Source organism: Metabacillus sp. GQ13 (genome assembly GCF_059758525.1).
In genome coordinates this window covers 118,768-139,241 of the sequence record NZ_JCAXET010000012.1, presented here as the reverse complement: position 1 = coordinate 139,241, position 20,474 = coordinate 118,768, and the positions used below count along the sequence as shown (strand labels likewise).

The window sequence follows — 20,474 nt, the reverse complement described above, 5'->3', positions numbered from 1 at the left end:
TATATCGCTTCCTTCAATATTGCAAATCTAATAAGTCATCTATAATTATTAACATAGATTCACATTATCCTAACTATTATTATAGTGAATGAAAGTCTTTTGAAGCAAATTCGGGGAATATTCAATTGTAATCTGACGTCTTGTTACGTTCATAATAGATCATTAAAATATCTCCATGCTATCTTTAATTTAACACATAAACCCAATTATTTTTTCCATTTGGTAAGTTTAAATCCTTTGATTTCCTTGCCCTTTAATTAAAGTGTCATATTCCTTTAAAATAGCCCTAATCCTTAGGAAGAGCAAAAAAAATCGAGTATAAATTCCATTGGATTTTATTCTCGATTTCTTATTATTAAATCAATATCCACTTAATCTTCCTTATAGTTGATATGTAGTAATTCCAATCAAATCTGCATCAATTATTTGCTTTAAACTGATTAAGTTATTTTCTATTCATGAAGTTGCAACTAATCTTCTTTCCATTGCCGTCGATTCATGAATGGCTAATTGTGAGGAAAATTCATATTTTTCACAGGTACGATATTGCTTTTTATGTATTTTCTCGAATATGACCTCAACTGCCTTTTTGGCCATTTCCTCTACAGGTTGTATTACTGTGGTAATCTTTGGCTCCAAAAGTTCAGTTATCTCCATGTTATCGAAACCAACGACAGCCAAATCTTCTGGAATATTCCATCCGCATTTTTTTGCTTCTGAAATAAGTCCTGCTGTAACTGGGTCTCCTCCTGTAAAGATTGCTGTTGGTCGAATATTCATGCTTGCTATCCTGCGAAATATTTGTTTCCCATCCTCTACTCTTAAAGCATCGTCAAAGTGACAATTTTGATTAAAGGTACACCCGGCCTCTGCTAATGCCTTTTTAAATCCTTGCTCTCTTTCTTTTACTCCCTCACTTACCATTCCATTCGAACAATAGGCGATCTGTCTATGACCCCTATCAAGTAAATGTTTCGCGACGTTATAGCCACTTTTCACTTGATTCATAAACACCATTGGAATTTGAGCATTCTCCACTTTTTCATTGCAGAGTATGATTGGACCATAATTTAAATAGGCATCAATAATAGACCAATCATTTTCTAATGATGTCATGATGACACCATCAACCTGCTTTGTTTTTAGTAAATTTAAATAATTCCGTTCCTTTTGCTTTGAAAATTGTGTTTGACAAATAATTAATTGATACCCTTTTGCCGAAGCTGCCATTTCGAGCACCTCGATAAGTTGGCTAAAAATTGGTGTGGAAATCTTAGGTATTAAGACTGCAATAATACCTGTTTTTTGATTTCTTAAGCTTCTTGCAGCAGAGTTTGGAACATACCCCAAATGCTCCATTGCCTGCTGAACAAGCTTCTTTTTCTCGTATGAAACATAGGGATGATCATTTAAGACCCGTGATACAGTCGTTCTTGATAATCCTGCTAGTTTCGCGACATCTTCAATGGTAGACAAATTTCTCCCTCCCCATAGGCTCTATATTGCCCACCTTGTTCGACCGTTGGAAACGTTTTCATAATTAATTATATGTAAATTCCATTTATATTTCAATCCTTTTTTAGCAACTTCTCTAAAACGCACTTGCTTTTGGAGGATTATCACTCAATAACAGTACGAATGTTGAGGACATGAATAAGGAACCATCAGTAAATATTCGTAATTTCCCATTCGATCCTACCTTACTTTTCTACTATTCATACATCCAAAGTCAAAGGAAAGAACCAATTCCATAATTGAATTGGTCCCACCTTGCTACTTTATTAAACTGCTATTTCTTTATCATGATTATCGTTTCTTTCCTTCTTCAGCTTCACTGTAAAATAAAGAATCGTTCCTATCATCGCACAAACCATAAAACCAACTAACACTATTGCTTGTGTCCACATTAAACTACTATCACCACTCGAAATAATCGCCTTAAATCCAGCAACCGAATAAGTCATTGGCAACCATTGGTTAACTTGTTGAAAAAATTCAGGAATTAACTCAAGTGGAAATGTTCCTGCACTTGTTGTTAATTGCAGAATGAGAATGATAATGGCGATAAAACGACCTGGATTATCCATGGATGTAACCAAGAATTGGACGATTGACATATACGTTAGGCTGGTCAAAATACTAAATAGTATGAATAACCCAACACTTTGTACTTCAATACCTAATCCATATAAAAGAATCAAATCTGCTAATATCGCTTGAATAATAGCAACAATCAATAAAATGCTAAACTTACTAATGAACCATGAAAATCCCGATTTTTGTGGTCCAGAAGATTTTCGTAGTGGAAAGACTACAGTTAAAAGTAAGGTCCCCACGAATAGAGCCAACGATAAAAAGTATGGCGCCAATCCTGTTCCGTAGTTCGGTACTTCATTTAGTTCTTCAGTATTTAAGTCTACTGGATTTGCGACCATATCATATAGTTCATCTGAACCTTTCGCATCCTTGGTTTCTTCTGTTGCATCAGCAAGTTTAGTAGACAATTCATTTGTTCCATCTGATAGGTCTGTTATGCCTTTATCTATTTGATCCGCCCCATCTGCTAGCTGCACTGAGCCATCTTCTAAAGCAATAGATCCGTCAGCTAACTGATTAAGTCCATCTTCAAGAGCTAATCCTCCATTTTTCAACTGTGTTGTACCTGTTTTTGCTTCTGAAATTTTATCACCAAACACACCTAATCCAGAGGTGATTTGGGATTGACCTTTTTTCACTTCTACTGATCCGTTGTATAATTTTTCTTGCCCTTCCGCTAATTGATTGATTGCAGCCTCTACAGATGCGGTACCATTAAAAAGCTTTTCAGTATTAGTAGGTAACTCAGCAACATTCTGGTTAAGATCATTAGCTCCTACTGCTAATTGATCTAAATTGACAGATAATTCTTTTCCACCTTGATCTAAGGCGTTTAGAGCTTCAGTTAGCTTTATCAGTTCCTGTTTTTTCTCTTCAGGAAGTGGCATTCCTTGTAATTCTACAAGCAGCTCATTAACCTTAGACGTCACTTGTGTTAAATTTTGTGATAAGTTCGCAGCACCTTCACTTGCAGATGTACTGCCATTTGCAACCTTGTTAGTCCCTTCCACAAGTGATGGAGCACTATTTTTTAATGCTTCTGTTCCACTTGTTAAAGTTGGCAGGGACTTTTGTAATTCCCTCACACCTGATAATGAATCATTTAAACCTGTTACCAATTGAGACGTACCAGATTCTGCTTGAACAGATCCATTATAAAGTTCATCTTGACCTTGTTTCATAGCAACTAGTCCTTCATCTAAACTGCTTACACCTGAAGCTAAAGATGATGACCCTGATGATGCATCTTGTAAGCCCTCTTTAAATGTAATTGATTTGGTGACTAACTCTTGAAGGCTTTCATCAAGCGTGCCTGAACCTTCTTTTAATTCTCCAACACCATTATGAATCTCACTAGCACCGTCACTAGCTTCTCCAATGCCATCTGCCATTTGTTCAACATTTTCAAAAATACTTTCTGCATACGTTTTTGTTAACGATGACGAAACCTCTTCTTTTATTTTTGCTACTGCACTTTCACCGATTTGCCCTGAAATAAAGTTATAAGCTTTATTTGATTTGAAAGAAAGTTCTAAGTGCTTTGGTTGATCTTCTTGTAATGTTGTTGCATTGCTTGAGAAGTTTTCGGGTATTTCAATTTTCATATAATAATCTTGGTTTTCTAGTCCGCTCTCTGCCTCATCCTTATCAACGAAATGCCAATCAAAGCTTGGATTTTCCTTCAAGTTTTCAACTAATTCATCACCGACTGCGAGCTTTTTCCCTTCAAATGTTGCTCCCTTGTCACTATTCACTACAGCAACAGGCAGCTGATCCAGTTTGCCGTACGGATCCCAGAAAGCACTTAAATATCCACCACTATACATTAACGGAACAAACAGAACCCCGATTACAGCGATAAGCACTTTTTTATTTTTTAGAAGTGCCATCCATTCTTGTTTTATTAAAGACAAATCCTTCATCCTCCTGTCATACTTGGTAAAAATTATTCTTTTTAATTCTATTATGTCTTAGAGCTATTTTAATCAGTATTCATAATGACCATTTTGTTCAATTAGTCATCATAGACCAGAAAAGAAAGGATTATCCAATTGACAATCCCTTTAAAAGATACTGTTCAAATAGCTGTGCGATCTCTTCCTTTTCAAGTGGCTCGTGATCTTTTTCCCAATCAAATATAAGGGAGACATAAAGCTTCAGTATAATAAACGCCATTAGCTCTGGATCACAAGGTTTGATTTCATTTTCCTCAATTGCAGCAATAATTCTTCCTTTTATATAAGTTAAGACCATTTCTTCGACCTTTTGTACGCCTTCTTTTACAGTCGGTGTACCAATTTCATTGCCTTCTTGGAAAATTTTTATCGTTAATTGATGTGTTTTACGAAATTCTAAAATACTATAAATGGCACGGTGTACATTTTCAAAAAATGAATGTTCTGAATCAAAGGCAACCTTTGCAGCATCCTTCATATCTAAAAGTAAGTCTTCGATGATTTCAGAAAACAGCTCTTCCTTATTCTTATAAAAAGTATAAATAGTTCCTTTTCCGACATTGGCCAGCCGTGAAACTTGATCCATTGTTGTTGCTTTGTATCCAAATTGAGTAAACGATTTTGTTGCAGCATCAAGAATTAGTTGTTTACGATTTATACTCACTGCATTCACCTCAACGTCTAAAAATGACCAAATGAACAATTTAGTCATTTTGTATAAAAGTACTATATCACGTCTTCACTTTTTTCACAACAGAAGGTTAACTGGAAATTAACATTATTTATCTTCTTGGTTTAACTTCTCTTGCAGCACCTTGCGATGATTGTCCAAAAGGTCGGGATAATTGGTTAACTCCTGCCTTCCTTTATCACTAATTGCATAAACCCCTCTTTTAACGCGAACATACCAATCGTAATAATTTTTATTTAAAATCGAAAGTGTTTTAACTCCCGTTCCCATCTTAACAAGGGAACTAGGAGACATAGGTCCACACTGTTCGAGATAGTAAGCTATTTGAATACAGGTTTCTTTGTATGCCGTCATTATTTTGACCTTATTACTTCCACCAATATTATAATCAGCACTTCTCCCTTCTATTTCAATCAGAAGTGCATTTCTTTTTCGCTTATTTTGTTGCAAACTCTTCTTTTGGTCAAATGGTGTTGGATGAGTCACGAAATCAATTTTAGAACCATTTCCTGAAAAAGAGACAATAATTAATCCCAATTCTAACTTAGAGACCAAATGACAAACATCATTCCACCGTTTAGATCGTAAACGTTTTGGCTTTGGAATTGCAATGTAGACAAGGTCTGTTAAACGTTGTCGCTTAGTTGCTTGAATAAGTAAATCAATTGTTAGAGATAGCTTTAATTCAACGATCACTAACTGTTCGTCTTTTACAGCTGTCATATCACAATCTTTCACTTCTCCGTTTACTTGGAAACCCTGCTTTATAAAGTGTCTTTGAATCGGCTTGTATAAATCAACTTCTAATATTTTTTTCTTTTCCTTCATATATCATTACCTCTATGTCTTAAGCATGGACTTTTTTTCATACCTATTGGCTTTTTTCGCAAAGATTGTTGTTTTCCGTACAAAGTACTAATGTACACGTTTTAACTATATCTTCGGGCTCTTTTCGCTAAATTACTCTAATATCCCTCTGGAGATATCTTCAATTTATATCATAAAAATCCGAAAGCCGATTTTTATTCGTACTATAGCAACAAACTTTTAGAAAAGAGCCCTAATCAAATGATGATCCCTTTGCTCCAAGTTCTAGTATAAAACAAAATAGAAACGATGTGTCACAAACACGATAGATAATATATACGAATAAAAGCAATTATTTAATAAACATTTATAAAAAAATTTGTTAATACTATTAACAATCACAATAAAATTTTCCATTCCTCAGAATAGATTTACTGTATAATATCGGTATAAAAGACCGTATCATCCCGATACGACAGGAGGTACATTTTTATGTGGAAGGCATTAAAGTTTATATTCTCCATAGGACTAATTGGTTTTGCACTCATTATTACTGCTGGGGTTATTATTGGAATCACTGAAGGAGATAGTACGCTTGCAGAGGATTTTTGGGTATGGTTTATTGTTGGGTTTATTCCATTAGTCGCTGGTATTAGTATAATCTATTCACTCATTCGCGCCAGTAAAAACAACAAAAAACAATCGATTGAAAATGAACTATTTAAATTAGCTAAAGCATATGAGGGAAATGTTACAGCAAGTGAACTAGCCATGGAAACATCACTTAATTTATCTGAAGCAGAGAAGCTGTTAGAAACCTTTGTAAGTCGAGGAGTCGTAGTTCGTAAAATATCTGACAGTGGAATATTTGTCTATCAATTTCCAATGATCTCAGATAAAGAAAAGTCAACCGCAAAAGGCATATATGAAATTTAAGAAGATTTTAGCGCCGGAATTTTCTCCGACGCTTTTTCAGTTTAAAGGGATTTTGTGAAATGATCATTTAATTACATCCGTATCCCCTTTTAAGAATGGAAATACGATGACAATGATTTCACATCCTTTCTCCATTGAGCTTCCTTAGAATTCATCTTACTTCTTGCAATGTATGAGTATCATAATCAAATGACTTCCCCTCTAGTAATCCAATCAGAGTGTTCGTTACTTTCACTTCAACTAGATTTTCTCCTTCATTTAGGATCGATGTCGGTCCTTCCCATTGATATGGTGTCCAGGCTCGCACTCCAAGAGTGTAGCCATTCACGATTACCTCCAGGCAATCATGAACATTCTTATCTAAATCACCCAATGTAAGGATGAAGCGTTTTGATTGTGGAACTGTCTTTAAAATTTCAGTTCGCTTAAATAATATTGTTCCTGCATAAAAAGGAAGACTCGGATAAGGTCCACGGTCGATCGGTGACATGTTGTCTATAATCGTAATTATTGGGCGAGCATCAGGATTAAATTTAATGCCAAAATCGCCAATTAAATAGAGAGCATCTACAAGGCCATCAAAATCATGATGAACCGTTACGTCAATACGAAGAGTATTTTGTCCTTTCTGCAGCATAGATAAAATATCACTAACTTGATTTCGATGATCATAGACAAATTGATCCTTAAAATTTGTTACTGCATGATCATTGATCCATATTTGGTATTCGCCGGAAATGGCTTCTTTATCCATTAAAACTGAACAACTACCTGGAAGGTCCTCGATTTCAAATGCTCTTTCAAATATACACGCTACCGGATAATCAATGGCCATTTTCATTGGTGTTCCAAAAACTTGATCAAAAGTTAACGGTAGCTTTTGCTGTTCTGAAAGATCTGCACACTGATCAATAAATGTTTTCACTTGAACAATTGATCCAGAGGACTTCATTGACCCACCTGTTCCTTGCTGATCATTTATGGTTAACTCAAATGTATCCAAACGCAACACATTGTCTTGGAGAGGCTTCATATGCCAAGCTTTATTTACCTCCACTTCCCATAAGAAGGGCTCTAAATCAGGACATGCCGTTTCATTCATTGTTTCTTCATTTGGAGTAATTTGAATTAAGTGAGATTGATAGGGATCAAAATGCAAATCAACCTTCCAGCCATCTCCTGCTTGTTTATGACACAGTAAATCAGTACTACCTGTTTCCAAATTTAATCTTCTAAATGTACAAGAATGATTTTTACCATCGCTTAATTGATTAAAATAAAGCGCTGCATGATGTTCTCCCGCTTCCTGGTTGCTAATAAATACAAGAACCGAATCATCCTGCAGTAATCGTTTCTCCACTAGGAAGCTCTTACTCTTACCTGTTGGAATAAATTGAATTTCTTCTTGGAGATGATTCTCTAATAAAGAAAGAAGCGTTTTTTCATAGTGATCTTTTTTCGGTAAAAAATATGCATTTCTGTTCCCTTTTACCGATTGTTCGTCTAGATTGGAATGTACGCTTTCCGAAAAATAGTGAATCTCTGAATCCTTTTCCAAACCAAAGACTTCCTTCATTTCATTCTCGCAGAATTCTTCATTAATTTTTTCAAATGGAAGCAATCCATTTGCGATGACGACTCCACCCTGATCAAGAAATTCGTTTATTTTTTTCCATGCTTCTATTTCCAAATTGGATATTGGCGGTAGAATAAGAACTGAATAACAGGCATTCCCTATCCTGATTTCTCCATTAGTAACTACTGCTTCAGCAAGTAATTCTGGGTCCAAATGATCATAATCTTTGTGGTTCAATGTTAATTCCTTACAAATCGTTAACCAATCCTGTTTCAATTCATGTAATCTTTCTTTTACTTCTTTATTCTCTCCACTATAGGAAAAGCTATGAAATGGGTTCCCCATATGAGTCCACAAAGTAGTCGTCGGATCAAGAACAGCGATTTTACGCACTGGTATGCCACAGCTCATAACATAAGCGAGTCTGCCTGCATAATCTCCCAACAAACGGAAATGCTTCCAGTATGGATTTTGAAGAAATTGTGAAGGTGGTGCATCATGTTTTTTTAATCCATCTAACGTGTAAAAAAATGCGTGAAAATTAAAGAAGTTGATGCCAAACGCTCCTAACCGGTCCAGCATCCATTTCGCATCCTGAAGTGTCATCGACCAACCTATACTGTGAAAACATTCAATTAACGTACGTTCTCTACCAAGTTGATTGCTAAGTGAACTGACTAACTTTGGATTCGCCCGAAAGCTAGTTCCATATTTATCTAAAATCCACTGCAAAGAACGACCAAGTTTTTCATGTGCACTATCCCCGCCCGGAATATGACTATAAAGCTGTGTTGTCATACGTACAGATGGAACCTCTGCAACATATTGCAGGCCATTCTCCTCACACCAATCATGAATTTGTTTATGATAATTTTTTCTTAATAGAAGATGGATTGATTGAAAGTAATCATAACGAACTTTTGCCGTCCCACTTGCTTGATCATCAATCAATGCATGTAAATAATCCTTTATATCATATCCTTTTGTTTCTTTGAAAAAATCAACGAGCTTAGTGGTCCAAGGTATTTTCCCTAAAAGTCCTGTTTCATCTGAAAACATCCCTTTTATTGTATGGCCAAATTCCTCACTCAGCTTTTTCGCATAGCGATTATGGGTTACTTCAATAAAAGTTTTGACTGCTTCTTCATGACAAGGATCTACAAATGTACCATAATATTTAAAATCACTTATCTCCTCTTCAAGGAAACAATGAATCTCCCATTTTCCTTCGGGAGCCTGCCATTTTAATCTTTTTCGTGTCGAGTAAGTAAAATAGCGCTTTTGATTATATGCTGTTAATCCCGTCTTTTGGAACACCGGTTCAGCTTGATAGTTTCCAATATAGTCATTTACATCCAATGCTTGATCCCATCTTCGACTTCCAGTAGATGGATCAATTGAAACTGCTTTTGCTGATAAGACTCGTCCCCATGGCAAATCGAGACTGCATGACTTTCCCCCATCTATCGATTCAGACCGGTGAATGAGTTTATAATGTTTTGCATCAGGATGCTCTAATGTAACTTCTCCCCCTGCAATCCCACTTGGATAAGGGTATTCATCATATAACCACACATCAAGCTGAAACTTTTTGGCTGTTTCGACTGCAAACTTAACCTTTCGAAACCACTCTTCAGATAAATAAGGAATCGTTAAACCTTGTCTTGGACAGATGAAAAATCCTCCAACACCTTTATCAGCCATTTCCATAATTTGATTGTTAATTTCAAACTCTTCCATCTCTCCATTCCAAAACCAAAATGGATGTACTCGATAAGCTGATTCCGGGTTTAGAAAATCTTTTTTATCAAACATTAAACCACTAGACTTCGTTTTCACTTTTGCCATCCTCCCATTCCTTCAAAAATAAATCTATTCTACTAGCTACATCGGTTTTATATGAAGAGTCATTCCCTTTTTCATCGATATCGTATAATACGTTTTTCCTAATGACGATTCGCTTATTCTGATCCCATCACCTATTAGTAAACAGTTTGCAAACCCAGGAAGTTTCAAAGTGATGAAGGTATCTCTATCAGCAACGATTTCACCACATAATGATTGTGTTTCTATATTCCACGAATAGGAAACCCTTCCAGTCATAAAACGAAAATCCGTTACATTCCCTTTCTTCCACTTTATAGGAAGTGCCGGTAATAGTTTGATTATTTGAGGAGAAACAAATAGGAGCATTTCTTGTACTGCATTAATAACGCCCATACTCGCATCTAATTGGACTGGCGCTGTCTCAATTTCCATATTTAATCCCATATTTCGCCAATCATTATGAACAGTGAAAAAATTAGTTAAGAGACATGAACGTGTGAGGATATCTAAGCATTCCAAAGCTTTGTTCCCATCGTTCATTCTAGCCCATATACTCGACATATGTGCCAGCGACCAACCGGTTTGAGCACCTAATATTCTCATTGATACTGCAACTCTAAATCCGTCGAACAGTTCCTGATCTTCTTCTTGGTTAATTTCTCTCCCTGGAAAAACAGGATAGATATGAGATAGATGGCGATGATTGTACCGATCTTCAAATGCAGGGTGTAACCATTCCTTAGTGGCACCATCTTGATTAACTTCATATTGAGGTATACGGGTGAGCATTTCCTGCCACTTTTCAATTTCATCTAAATAAAATGACGTTTCCTTTGCTCCCTCAATTAAATGATGTAACACTTCTTTCAATATCGCCAAATCCATTGTTGCATTGATTGTGGTTGGCATAGGATGTGCAATTTGTTTACCATCCTTTGGCATAAAATTATCTGGAGTATTTTCTGGTGAGACTGAGGGTAGATACTGGTAAATACCAGCCTCATCTAGGACAAGGAAATCCTCATAAAAAAGAACAACTTCTTTCATAAAGGGGAGCACTTTATCTATCAAAATCTTCTTGTCCCCAGTGTATAGATAATAATCATAATAATGCTGTGCCAACCATCCAGCTGCCCCGGTCCAATTCATAATGACAGGGACGATTTGATTTGGCACACCAATACCAGGAGTTGTTCCTGCAGGTATATAAATACCACGACATCCATATAATTTTTTTGCATTCTCTCGAAAATCTTCCATCATGTCCTCATAATAGGTAAATAAGGCTGGCACTAGTTCGGATAATCCCCCTACTGTTGCATGCCAATACATCATTTGAATGTTTTCATTTGCCATCCGATGACACCACATCAGATTATAATCTCCGCCCCAAAGACCATACATCCCAAACGGTTGTCCCTCAGGTCTCGTACCAGAGATAAAAAGGTATCTTCCATACTTCCACAATTTTTCTATTAATTGAATGGAAGCTTCTCCTTCATAAGCATCTAGTAAGAGTTCTTCATTTGAATGTTCTTCTTCAGAATCACTCAATTGTAAGGAGGCTGTATTGAATAATTTTGTATGTAATGGAATATGTGCCTTTAGCAAGTCTTGGTAATCACCATTAATTTCTAATAGCTCTTCTTGAATACGTGACCACTCTATTAAATGGTCTCCTTTAATAAAAACTTTCATAATCGTTTGTATGTGTTTAGCATCCTCACACCGAAGACAATTATTGTCAATATTCATCTTGCCACCAGTAGGAATTATTCGTAATACTGCCCCATATTCAGTGTCATCATCATTTTTTGCCGAAAAGAAGATAAAATGATCTTCTACTTTGAACTGAACTGTGCTTTCCAATTCTTTTACCCGCTGCTCCATGTTGTTACTATCCGTCTTACGTAGTCCTAGCTGAAAGTCTGTGGTTAGTGATTCACTTGTTGATTTTATTTCATAGACAACAACATCATCCGCTCGTGAAACAAATAAATTTCGTTCAAATAACTCATTTCCTTCATTCCACCTTACCGATACCTCTCCTGTTTCCATATCAACTTCTCTACGATAGTGTTTAAACCCTTCTGTCTGCTGCATCCTAAGGGTTAATTCAACAAGAGGTAAAAACGATGCTAAGCGAGTATCATATCCGTTCTCTTTTAAGGTATTTGTTAAATGCCAGCTTGCTTCATTGTATTTTTCTTTCTTCATTAGAGCACGTGTTTCATTTAGCGTATAACCAACATCTGGAAGTACATCTTTTTTTCCCCTATGCCATAATCCTTCATGGTTGATTAAGATCTTTTCCAAACTCACACCACCTGAAACAGAAGCACCTACTTTGCCGTTTCCAGAGGGTAAACCATCTCTCCACATATTCCTCCACCATGCTGCAGGATATTTTAAAGAAATCCGACTTCTAGAATTTTTCTGATCAATCATTCACTAAAAACCTCCAGTTCGATTCTCTTTAACAAAGACTGTTTTTGCAAGAATTGTTATTTTTCGTAATAAGGAAATCTTTACGAATTCAGCCTAACTTCGTGCTCTTTTCGTTAAATGACTCTGATATCCCTTTGGAGATCGCTTCAATTTACACAATAAAAATCCAAAAGTCGATTTTTATTAGAGCAACAAACTATTAGAAAAGAACCTTAACAAAATATCACTTGCAGTGTGCAAGTGATATTCTTCTCGATCAATCTATTTATCTTTTATTTTCAATTACTACTTTCATATAATTCAACATTTCGAGCTTTAGCTAATTTCTCCATTTCAATACTCGCTAATAAAAATGGTGCTACTCCCATAAGATCATCACTAACGATTTGCTCACTCATATAATAGTCATAAGAACCATCTCGGTACTTAGCCCCACCAAGGCCAGCCCCTTTACATATTCCATGAAGGTGAACACCATCTTCATCTTCAGTGACAAAATGTTTATGGATACCTTCATACGAACGGATAACTACTTCCTGATTAATACCCGACAAATAACCTAAACGGATTCCTTTTGCCAATGCATATGTCAGCATACAGGAACCAGATGCTTCTAAATAATTGTTTTCTCTACCATTTTGATCCAATAACTGATACCAGAGGCCACTCTCTTGGTCTTGAACATTTTTGATTGCATGGGCCATTCGCTCAAATACACCCATAATTTGACCACGTTTCGGATGATTAACTGGAAAATGTTCAAGGGAATCAACAATTGCCATGCAATACCATCCCATTGCACGTCCCCAGATATGAAATGATCGACCCGTTTCTTTGTCACACCAACGCTGTTCCCTACTTTCATCCCACGCATGATGCAGTAGTCCCGTTATTGGGTTGCGCGTTTTCTCCTCAATCAACAAGATTTGCCTTGCAACCTCGTCAAATCCTTCAGTATCATGAAATGTTTTCGCATATTCAGCTAAAAAAGGTGATGACATATAAACACCATCAAGCCACATCTGAAAAGGATAGATTTTTTTATGCCAAAAACCTCCTTCACTTGTTCTTGGCTGTCCTATAAGCTGTGATACTAGCTGCTGAATCGCCTTCTCATACTTTTCCTCTCCAGTACGATTCCAAAGTAAGAATAAGTTCTTCCCTTCATTAATATGATCCAAATTGTATTCCTCAATTGAATAGTTTTTTACCGTTCCATTTTCTTGGATAAATAGATCCATATGTCTTTTAACCATTAAGTGATATTCTTCTTTACCACTCCATTCTGAAAGCCAATCAAATGCCTTTAATGTCATTCCCGCTACATACCCCCACTTATTGGCAATTTTGGGGTGATATCCATTTTCGCATTGCGAAAGTATTGTTTCAGCAATTTTTATCGACCATTGGTTTGGTTGCATTAGTCATTCATTCTCCTTTATCATTTCATCTATTGTTAGTTTTTTCCTTAATATCATGCTGAAATTTCCTTCTAACCGTGTAAAAGAACTTGCTCTACTTTATAACAAGGCATGTAAGCCTTCCCATTTCACCGACCAACTACCATCTTGTGGGAACCCTGGACAATGATGATCTGAACCATCCTTCCATCCACAAACCATCATGGCAATCGCGGTTAAAAGCCCACCATTACCGGGTAAGTAAGCGGTCAAACCTGGCCGTTGATAATTATGACCGTTTGCCAAATACGTATTTTTAGTAGCATCCATTAATAAAAAATCTAAAGCTAGCTCTCTTTCTCCCAACCTAGTAGCAGTCATTGCACACATTGGAAAATCCCAGCCCCATGCAGATTCCCAATTCCATACTTCTTTTACTTTATATAACGTATTTCTCATGATTTCTGGATCCACCAAAGTCCCAGGTAAAATACCTAAGGCTCCAAGCATGGAAGGATGATCATGATTTTTCTCTGTAAATGTATTCAAACAATTCTCATGTGCAAGATACACACCATCTTCATATCGTGGCTTTGCTAATGAATTGGCTACCTGTGACCACATTGGATTCACAGGTAGATTTAATCGGTTAGCCCAATTAATCGCGATTTCCAAACCATACTTCCAATATTCAAGCTCATATGGTGGATTTAAACTATCGTGTATATAGTGACACTCTTGAGCAGGTATTAGTGGTGGTCCAAGAACATATACTTCCTTATTCTCATTCCAATGTGCGTATGACACCATGAAGTCTGCAGCCTCAAAAACGATCGATTGAAAACGCTTAAGAAACTCTGTAGTTGGATTAACTAAATAACACATCTCAGCCAATGCCATTGGGTGTGGTTGTTGCCAAATCAAACCTGGTGCTACCGGAGAAGGACTTTGTTTGCCATCTATCCCCACCATTTTTGGCCATCTAGCCCCAGCATAACCTTGTGATTCAGCAAGTTCCCTTGCTAGAGGCAATATTGATTGATACCATTCAAGACTATTTTCTAAATATTCCTTTCGTCCCCATATAGGAAAATGTGCTCCGTGCCACCAGTGCATCTCCAAATGGAATTTTCCAAACCAACTATTATACATAAAACCTGTTTCTTGTGGAGGTAATGAACCAGCACTGTGAATAGTAGATAAATATTGTGAGAGAACTACCCTTCGTTCAAGTTCCATCGCACGTGGGTTGGTACTACCAGAAAAATCGAGCGCTCCACCATTTAGCCAAAATGCTTCCCAGAAGGAACGACTAGAATCAAATACTGTTTTTGGTTTTACAGAAGGTGGTTCTTTCGGTGCGTAGGAAACCGCAAATTCTAAAAATTCAGAGCTCCCATCACCAATTAGTGTATATTCATGTTCTCCCGTTTGCTGCAAGAAACCATTATTCCAATCCCATCTTACATCGTATTGATCCTGATCCATCTTCCGTGTAAGTAAAACTGATTTGTCAGTATGTGATTGATATTCTGTTTGGTGTCTGTCATCATTATCCCAGTCAGGCTGTGTAGCTTTTGACCAACTATTATGAGTCACATCAGGCGCTGGAAAAAGAGTAAATACCTGAATACGTTTTTCCTTAATTAATGGGGAAGATACGTGTACAGCAATGACATCATGATCTGCATGACAAGCCGTCTTGACCTGAACTGGAACTCCTTCTACAAAAAATTCACTTTCAACGATCCCTGTCCATAAGTCCAGTTTTTGATTTATTCCTGTAATCTCATCCAATTGCACGAACTGATTATTTTCTGTTAAAAACCGAAATGAAATTCTCCCTAAATGTAGTCTGTGAGGATTTTGACGTAACCAGTTATAAGCTACCTCTTTCCCTTCCGGTTTCATCGGGTAATTTACCTGTCGTCCATGTGTATCAAAACCTTGATACACAATATCTTTTTCCGAATAAAGATTTGGTCCACCAGTATAATGCCAACCCCAATTTGATTGCGTCCCAAGTGGGGTCTCATATGCTTCTGGAAAGGTCTGTAATCCTGTAAAGTCACAGCTAAACCCAAACTCTCTGTTACCAATTGATAATGGTGCAAGTGACTCTACCTTCTTAATACTTGGATTGTGACGTTCTACAATATTCCTTCTATTTAACATTATTATTCCACCCCATTTTTTTAAATCTCATTCTATTAATCTCATAACTACGATAATTACATAACTTCTTTCCTAGCTTTCAACACTTCCCTGTATTTACCGGGTGTAATATTATTACATTTTCGAAATGCCCGAATAAAACTATTTTCATGCTGGTACCCAACTTTTATAGCAATATCCGAAATTTTTTCATCCGTATGCAACAATAATTCAGCAGCACGCTTCATTCTCAAATTAGTAAAATATCCGTAAATCGTTTCATTCTTCTCCTTCTTAAAAATTGCACTTGCCAAGCTTACACTAATACCAATTGCATCGACAATTTCCTTTATACCGATTGGCTCATCTAAATGTGCCTTCATATAATCGATCATTTTCTCATTTAATAGGGATTCTTTACATATTACTGATGACTGAAATTCCTCAATCAATACATTTGCCTGGTAATTAAGAAAATCCGCAATATCATCGATGTGAATAGTGTGAAGTTGATTAAAGAAATTTCTTTCTTTACTTTTCACTTTATCCTCATTATGACCAAAACGAAGATATCGCTCACCAATCCTCCTAAGGATTGATAGTGCTTTCTCTGGATTCAAATGACTTCTCTTAATCTCTCCAATAATATGATCAATTAAGTTGCTAGAACGTAACCTATCCCCAGTTTCAATTGCTTCAGTCAATTGATCTAAAACATTATCATTTATTGATATTTTCCGGATATCCTGTTCCATTAATTCTTCAAACTTCAATATGCTTCCATATCCAGTATATAACCTGTTTCCGAGGGCTGTATCTGCTTCAAAAACCGCCTCCAATAATCTTCCGAAATCAGATTTCTGATTACTGATTCCGATTGAAATACTAAACCTTAGTAATCGATGAATATCGGAAAGTGCTTTCTTTATTTTTCCATCTAACAGTGTTTCATCTTCACTTGGATGAAGGACAATCACAAACTTATCCTTTCCAAGGTCGATACATTCGCTGTGTGAATGTGGCTCTACTATTTCTGTTATTATATTAGCTAATGCAAATTTTAAGAGAGAATGATCTGAATCTGAATACCGATATGACCATTCATAGAAATTATCAATAGAAATGATTGCGACTTTTAACGGGTTATTTGCTGATTCTTGAAAATACCCTTTGCATTTTTCACTAATTTCTCTAGTATTTGTTAGATTTTCATTATAAATATCGCTAAAAAACTTGGCTGATGCCTCAGCTCTTACCTTTCGAATCATGTGAGCATGATCACTAAGTAATTCCCCTGTAAGATTTTCTAAGTGCAGCAAATCATCGTGGTTCATGTCTTGTTTACCAATATTAAATAGCTGTTTCATTCGACGTATAGGTCTAAAAGCAATGTTGTTGATATAATAAATGGCAATCCCACCAAATAACAAAGCGATAATCGACACTGAAAGAACGACATGACCAACTTTTTTGGATTTTGCTAGTAAACTATCTTGAGGTACTAAAGAAACATATTTCCAGCCCGTCAGTGGAGATATGTTTTGGCTAACAAGCAGTTGTCGACCTTGATAGGTGATATCCCCCAAATGTTGCTCATTTAATTCAGATACTGAATTCACAACTGCTTTAGAATCCATTTTTTTGCTAGAAGTTGAATAAATAATTTCATTATTTTGATCGATAATAAACCGAGTACTGCTTAAATTAGACATTTTTGGTGGAGTTAATGGTTCAAATAAATCGTTATTTCCTAGATTTACAGCAACTATTCCCTTGAATTCACCTTGAATCATTATTTTTCTAAACAAGGTCACTTCAGAACGATTGTGTTTTTCTCCATCATGAACGTTTCTTTTTTTTACAATCATCATTTCATCACCGAACTCGTCAGCTATACCTACCCAATTTGAATCGATAAACGTTGTTTTACGTGAACTAAATCCTTGGGGCATCGAAACAAAACTACCATGTTTAATATCATATATATAAATACTGTTGATGTGAGATGAACTATTGATATGAGTAGATAACAGCTGATAAATCTCTGAAATATCGTTATATGAATTCTGTATGTCGCTGTTCAAAAACTTATAAATATGTTTGTTAAGTGCAACCTTAATTGCAATGTTATCGCTTTCAATAATATGATTATCGATAAAGTTCATACTAACTTGTAGCATTTGTTGCTGTGGTTCGTTTAACTCCTCCTGCAACACTGACTTCGAAGTTTGATATGATGTTATACTCACGATGAGTATGATAAAAAAAACGGCCATCGTTAAAAATAAAATCAGCCTCGTCTCAGTTTTGAACAATGAATATTTTAGCCATTTTTGAAATGATCTGAACATCCTTTTTCGACCTCCTTTTTTGGCATTATACTACATATTCATTTTCGTAGAGGAGGTTACGACAATATTCGAGTTTAAAATTGATTTTCTTGGTTTTTAATCATCCTAATTGTTTCAATTCCAGCTAATAAAACAATACCAATTCCATGTGTATCATTCATTGTCCATGGAAGCTCATGCTTATAATAATAATTTGAAAACGAATAACTTGATCCTTTACATACTCCATAAATATTGCCTTGTTTATCAATTTCTCGCTCGGTTAACCCTTTCCACCCTAACATGACAGCCTGTAAATATTGTTCTTTGTCATCAATCCATCCGCACCGAACTCCATTAGCAAAAGCATACATAAACATAGATGTACAGGAGGATTCTTCGTAAGACTCTGGATCAATCAAAACCTGATGCCATAATCCGTTAATCCCTTGGACCTTCAAACATCCTTCAGCAAGTTGAAGATAAAACTTCAATATATCAGGATATAACTCGTGGTCATCAGGTAATACTTTTAATAACTCAGTTAAAGAGAATAATACCCAACCATTTCCTCTTCCCCATGTTGTTTGGGTAGGTTTCTTCTGTTCAACATGATAGACATGTGACATAAGTTGTATTTCTTCCATATAAAGGTATCCCTTATATAATAGAAGCTGTCTGGCAGCCTCATCCAAATAGCTACTATCACCAATTAGTTCAGCATATCTGCAAAAAAATGGTACACTCATGTACATATCATCACACCACATCGTATTATTCATTTTTTGTGAAACACCAATTTCACGATATAATGCACCATCCGCTAAGCGACTTTGCTGATTCATGATATAATTGGCGATTACATCTGCCGTTTCCCTAGTTCCTTTTAATGGGCGATTATTATTTGCAAGTATCATGAGGGCAGCGAAGGAGCCACAATCATCAAGGCTATCAATATCAGAAAGTTGATTGTTAATACCTGCTGCACCATATTGTTTTTTATCCCATACTGAGTAATCATATCTCGAAGTTGCTAATTCAACATGGTCTAGTACGTAATCTAACATATCAGGTCTATGCAACACTTTTGCTAGTTCTAATAAACCATACATCGTAACACCTAAAGGATAATTCCATTTACCAAATAGCTGATTTTCGAGAAAGGGTCTAACATACGCTCCTCGATCCGTACACCAAAAAAAGGACTGATTTTCTTTGTTTGTAGCAACAGTGTCCATTGACTGATAGTTAGAAATCATTACCTTTTCATCTTTTAAGAATGGTCCTAAATAAAGCCAAGTATCCCAACTCCCTTTTACATCATGGGGAATTCGTAACCTAGCATTCCGTGTGAGTAGTTCTAAAGTAAATCCCCAGTTCTGTAGACCACTTTCACTAATAACAACCAAGTCATGTAATCCAATTGGTACCTTTATACTGACCTCTAATTCACCAAGATTATTTTGCTGATATATATCTTGACCATTAAGAAGCAGTTGTATTGGACCATTTGTTGTTCCTTTAAGAACAAGAGACTCTAGGCTATAACTTTCTATCTTTGTCCAAGCATAAGTAACATATCCTTTTTTCGACCCATATAAATGTGAAAATTGGTCACCATTTTTCGGCAAAGAGGTTATTCTTGGAAACCAGTTACAGCCTGTTGCATATTCTCTACATGTCAAAGAAGGAATTTGATCAAGGGATTCCTCCTTCGGTTCTGTATAAATCCAACCTTCCTCTCCTTCCCTTTCCATAGAAGGGGCTAAAAAGTGATAAGGGACATTTTTACGGTTTCCTGTACCAAAAACAGCTCCACATCCATGCTCTCCTTTTTCAATTTCAAGGACAAAATGGTTCCAGCCTTTGACTAAATCTAATGAAAGTTTACTATCCACACCGGTTGATTCCTCATCACGTGTTGACCCAAATCTTTTAACACCATTATGATATAAGCGAATAGGTCCTAAGCACGTAAGCAGAAAAGGAAAGGAGTGATCCTCTACAACCCACAGCTTAGCCCATGCATATATTTTTTGACCATTTTGTATCCCTGGAAACATCTTCACAACAGGAAAAACATAACGGTGATTCTCAATTTTCTTGATAGCACTTTTTCTCGTTACCCGATAATTAGGTGGCCTGGAAGGATTTGCTCCAATATAGCGTTGAGCAATTGTAGTAAGCACATCCTCAATTTTATGCTGAAAAGACATGCTTTCTTCTGGAGAGAAATGATTAAAATGGTTCAAT

The 20,474-nt window shown here is 36.2% G+C and carries 11 protein-coding genes; 1 reads left to right on the top strand and 10 read right to left on the bottom strand.

Going from position 1 to position 20,474, the window contains the following annotated elements; translation table 11 throughout:
• Nucleotides 1-456 precede the first annotated feature (456 nt).
• From AC6CHR_RS16055 to AC6CHR_RS16040, 4 genes are all read right to left on the bottom strand, one after another.
• Nucleotides 457-1,476, bottom strand: coding sequence for a LacI family DNA-binding transcriptional regulator (locus tag AC6CHR_RS16055; protein WP_498250007.1), 1,020 nt, complete (start codon nt 1,474-1,476; stop codon nt 457-459).
• 305 nt (nt 1,477-1,781) lie between these two features.
• The gene (locus AC6CHR_RS16050) at nt 1,782-4,010 is read right to left on the bottom strand and encodes a YhgE/Pip family protein (protein ID WP_498250006.1); all 2,229 of its coding nucleotides are present in this window, start codon (nt 4,008-4,010) and stop codon (nt 1,782-1,784) included.
• Between the two features lie 130 nt (nt 4,011-4,140).
• Nucleotides 4,141-4,716, bottom strand: a complete 576-nt coding sequence (locus AC6CHR_RS16045) for a TetR/AcrR family transcriptional regulator (protein WP_498250059.1) — start codon at nt 4,714-4,716, stop codon at nt 4,141-4,143.
• A gap of 114 nt (nt 4,717-4,830) precedes the next feature.
• Nucleotides 4,831-5,571, bottom strand: a complete 741-nt coding sequence (locus AC6CHR_RS16040) for a DUF2161 domain-containing phosphodiesterase (RefSeq protein WP_498250005.1) — start codon at nt 5,569-5,571, stop codon at nt 4,831-4,833.
• A 471-nt stretch (nt 5,572-6,042) separates the two neighbouring features.
• Here AC6CHR_RS16040 and AC6CHR_RS16035 point away from each other — a divergent pair, with 471 nt between their 5' ends.
• Complete coding sequence (locus AC6CHR_RS16035; protein ID WP_498250004.1) at nt 6,043-6,486, top strand: hypothetical protein; 444 nt, start codon at nt 6,043-6,045, stop codon at nt 6,484-6,486.
• A 151-nt stretch (nt 6,487-6,637) separates the two neighbouring features.
• On the opposite strand, the gene AC6CHR_RS16030 is transcribed toward AC6CHR_RS16035, so the two are convergent.
• The 6 genes from AC6CHR_RS16030 to AC6CHR_RS16005 form a co-directional block, all read right to left on the bottom strand.
• Nucleotides 6,638-9,910, bottom strand: a complete 3,273-nt coding sequence (locus AC6CHR_RS16030) for a glycosyl hydrolase (protein ID WP_498250003.1) — start codon at nt 9,908-9,910, stop codon at nt 6,638-6,640.
• 36 nt (nt 9,911-9,946) lie between these two features.
• The gene (locus tag AC6CHR_RS16025; protein ID WP_498250002.1) at nt 9,947-12,337 is read right to left on the bottom strand and encodes a glycosyl hydrolase family 95 catalytic domain-containing protein; all 2,391 of its coding nucleotides are present in this window, start codon (nt 12,335-12,337) and stop codon (nt 9,947-9,949) included.
• A gap of 278 nt (nt 12,338-12,615) precedes the next feature.
• Nucleotides 12,616-13,758, bottom strand: coding sequence for a glycoside hydrolase family 88/105 protein (locus AC6CHR_RS16020; RefSeq protein ID WP_498250001.1), 1,143 nt, complete (start codon nt 13,756-13,758; stop codon nt 12,616-12,618).
• A gap of 99 nt (nt 13,759-13,857) precedes the next feature.
• The gene (locus AC6CHR_RS16015) at nt 13,858-15,912 is read right to left on the bottom strand and encodes a glycoside hydrolase family 65 (protein ID WP_498250000.1); all 2,055 of its coding nucleotides are present in this window, start codon (nt 15,910-15,912) and stop codon (nt 13,858-13,860) included.
• 56 nt (nt 15,913-15,968) lie between these two features.
• Entirely contained in the window at nt 15,969-18,242 is a 2,274-nt protein-coding gene (locus AC6CHR_RS16010) for a helix-turn-helix domain-containing protein (RefSeq protein ID WP_498249999.1), read from the bottom strand.
• Between the two features lie 74 nt (nt 18,243-18,316).
• Nucleotides 18,317-20,473: a glycoside hydrolase family 88/105 protein gene (locus AC6CHR_RS16005; protein WP_498249998.1), complete on the bottom strand. Its 2,157-nt coding sequence runs from the start codon at nt 20,471-20,473 to the stop codon at nt 18,317-18,319.
• Nucleotide 20,474 lies beyond the last annotated feature (1 nt).

Bases quoted from the DNA above. Each gene is read 5' to 3' on its own strand.
- AC6CHR_RS16030 (WP_498250003.1), bottom strand. From the start codon at position 9,910: ATGGCAAAAGTGAAAACGAAGTCTAGTGGTTTAATGTTTGATAAAAAA.
- AC6CHR_RS16015 (WP_498250000.1), bottom strand. From the start codon at position 15,912: ATGTTAAATAGAAGGAATATTGTAGAACGTCACAATCCAAGTATTAAG.
- AC6CHR_RS16025 (WP_498250002.1), bottom strand. From the start codon at position 12,337: ATGATTGATCAGAAAAATTCTAGAAGTCGGATTTCTTTAAAATATCCT.
- AC6CHR_RS16040 (WP_498250005.1), bottom strand. From the start codon at position 5,571: ATGAAGGAAAAGAAAAAAATATTAGAAGTTGATTTATACAAGCCGATT.
- AC6CHR_RS16035 (WP_498250004.1), top strand. From the start codon at position 6,043: ATGTGGAAGGCATTAAAGTTTATATTCTCCATAGGACTAATTGGTTTT.
- AC6CHR_RS16010 (WP_498249999.1), bottom strand. From the start codon at position 18,242: ATGTTCAGATCATTTCAAAAATGGCTAAAATATTCATTGTTCAAAACT.
- AC6CHR_RS16020 (WP_498250001.1), bottom strand. From the start codon at position 13,758: ATGCAACCAAACCAATGGTCGATAAAAATTGCTGAAACAATACTTTCG.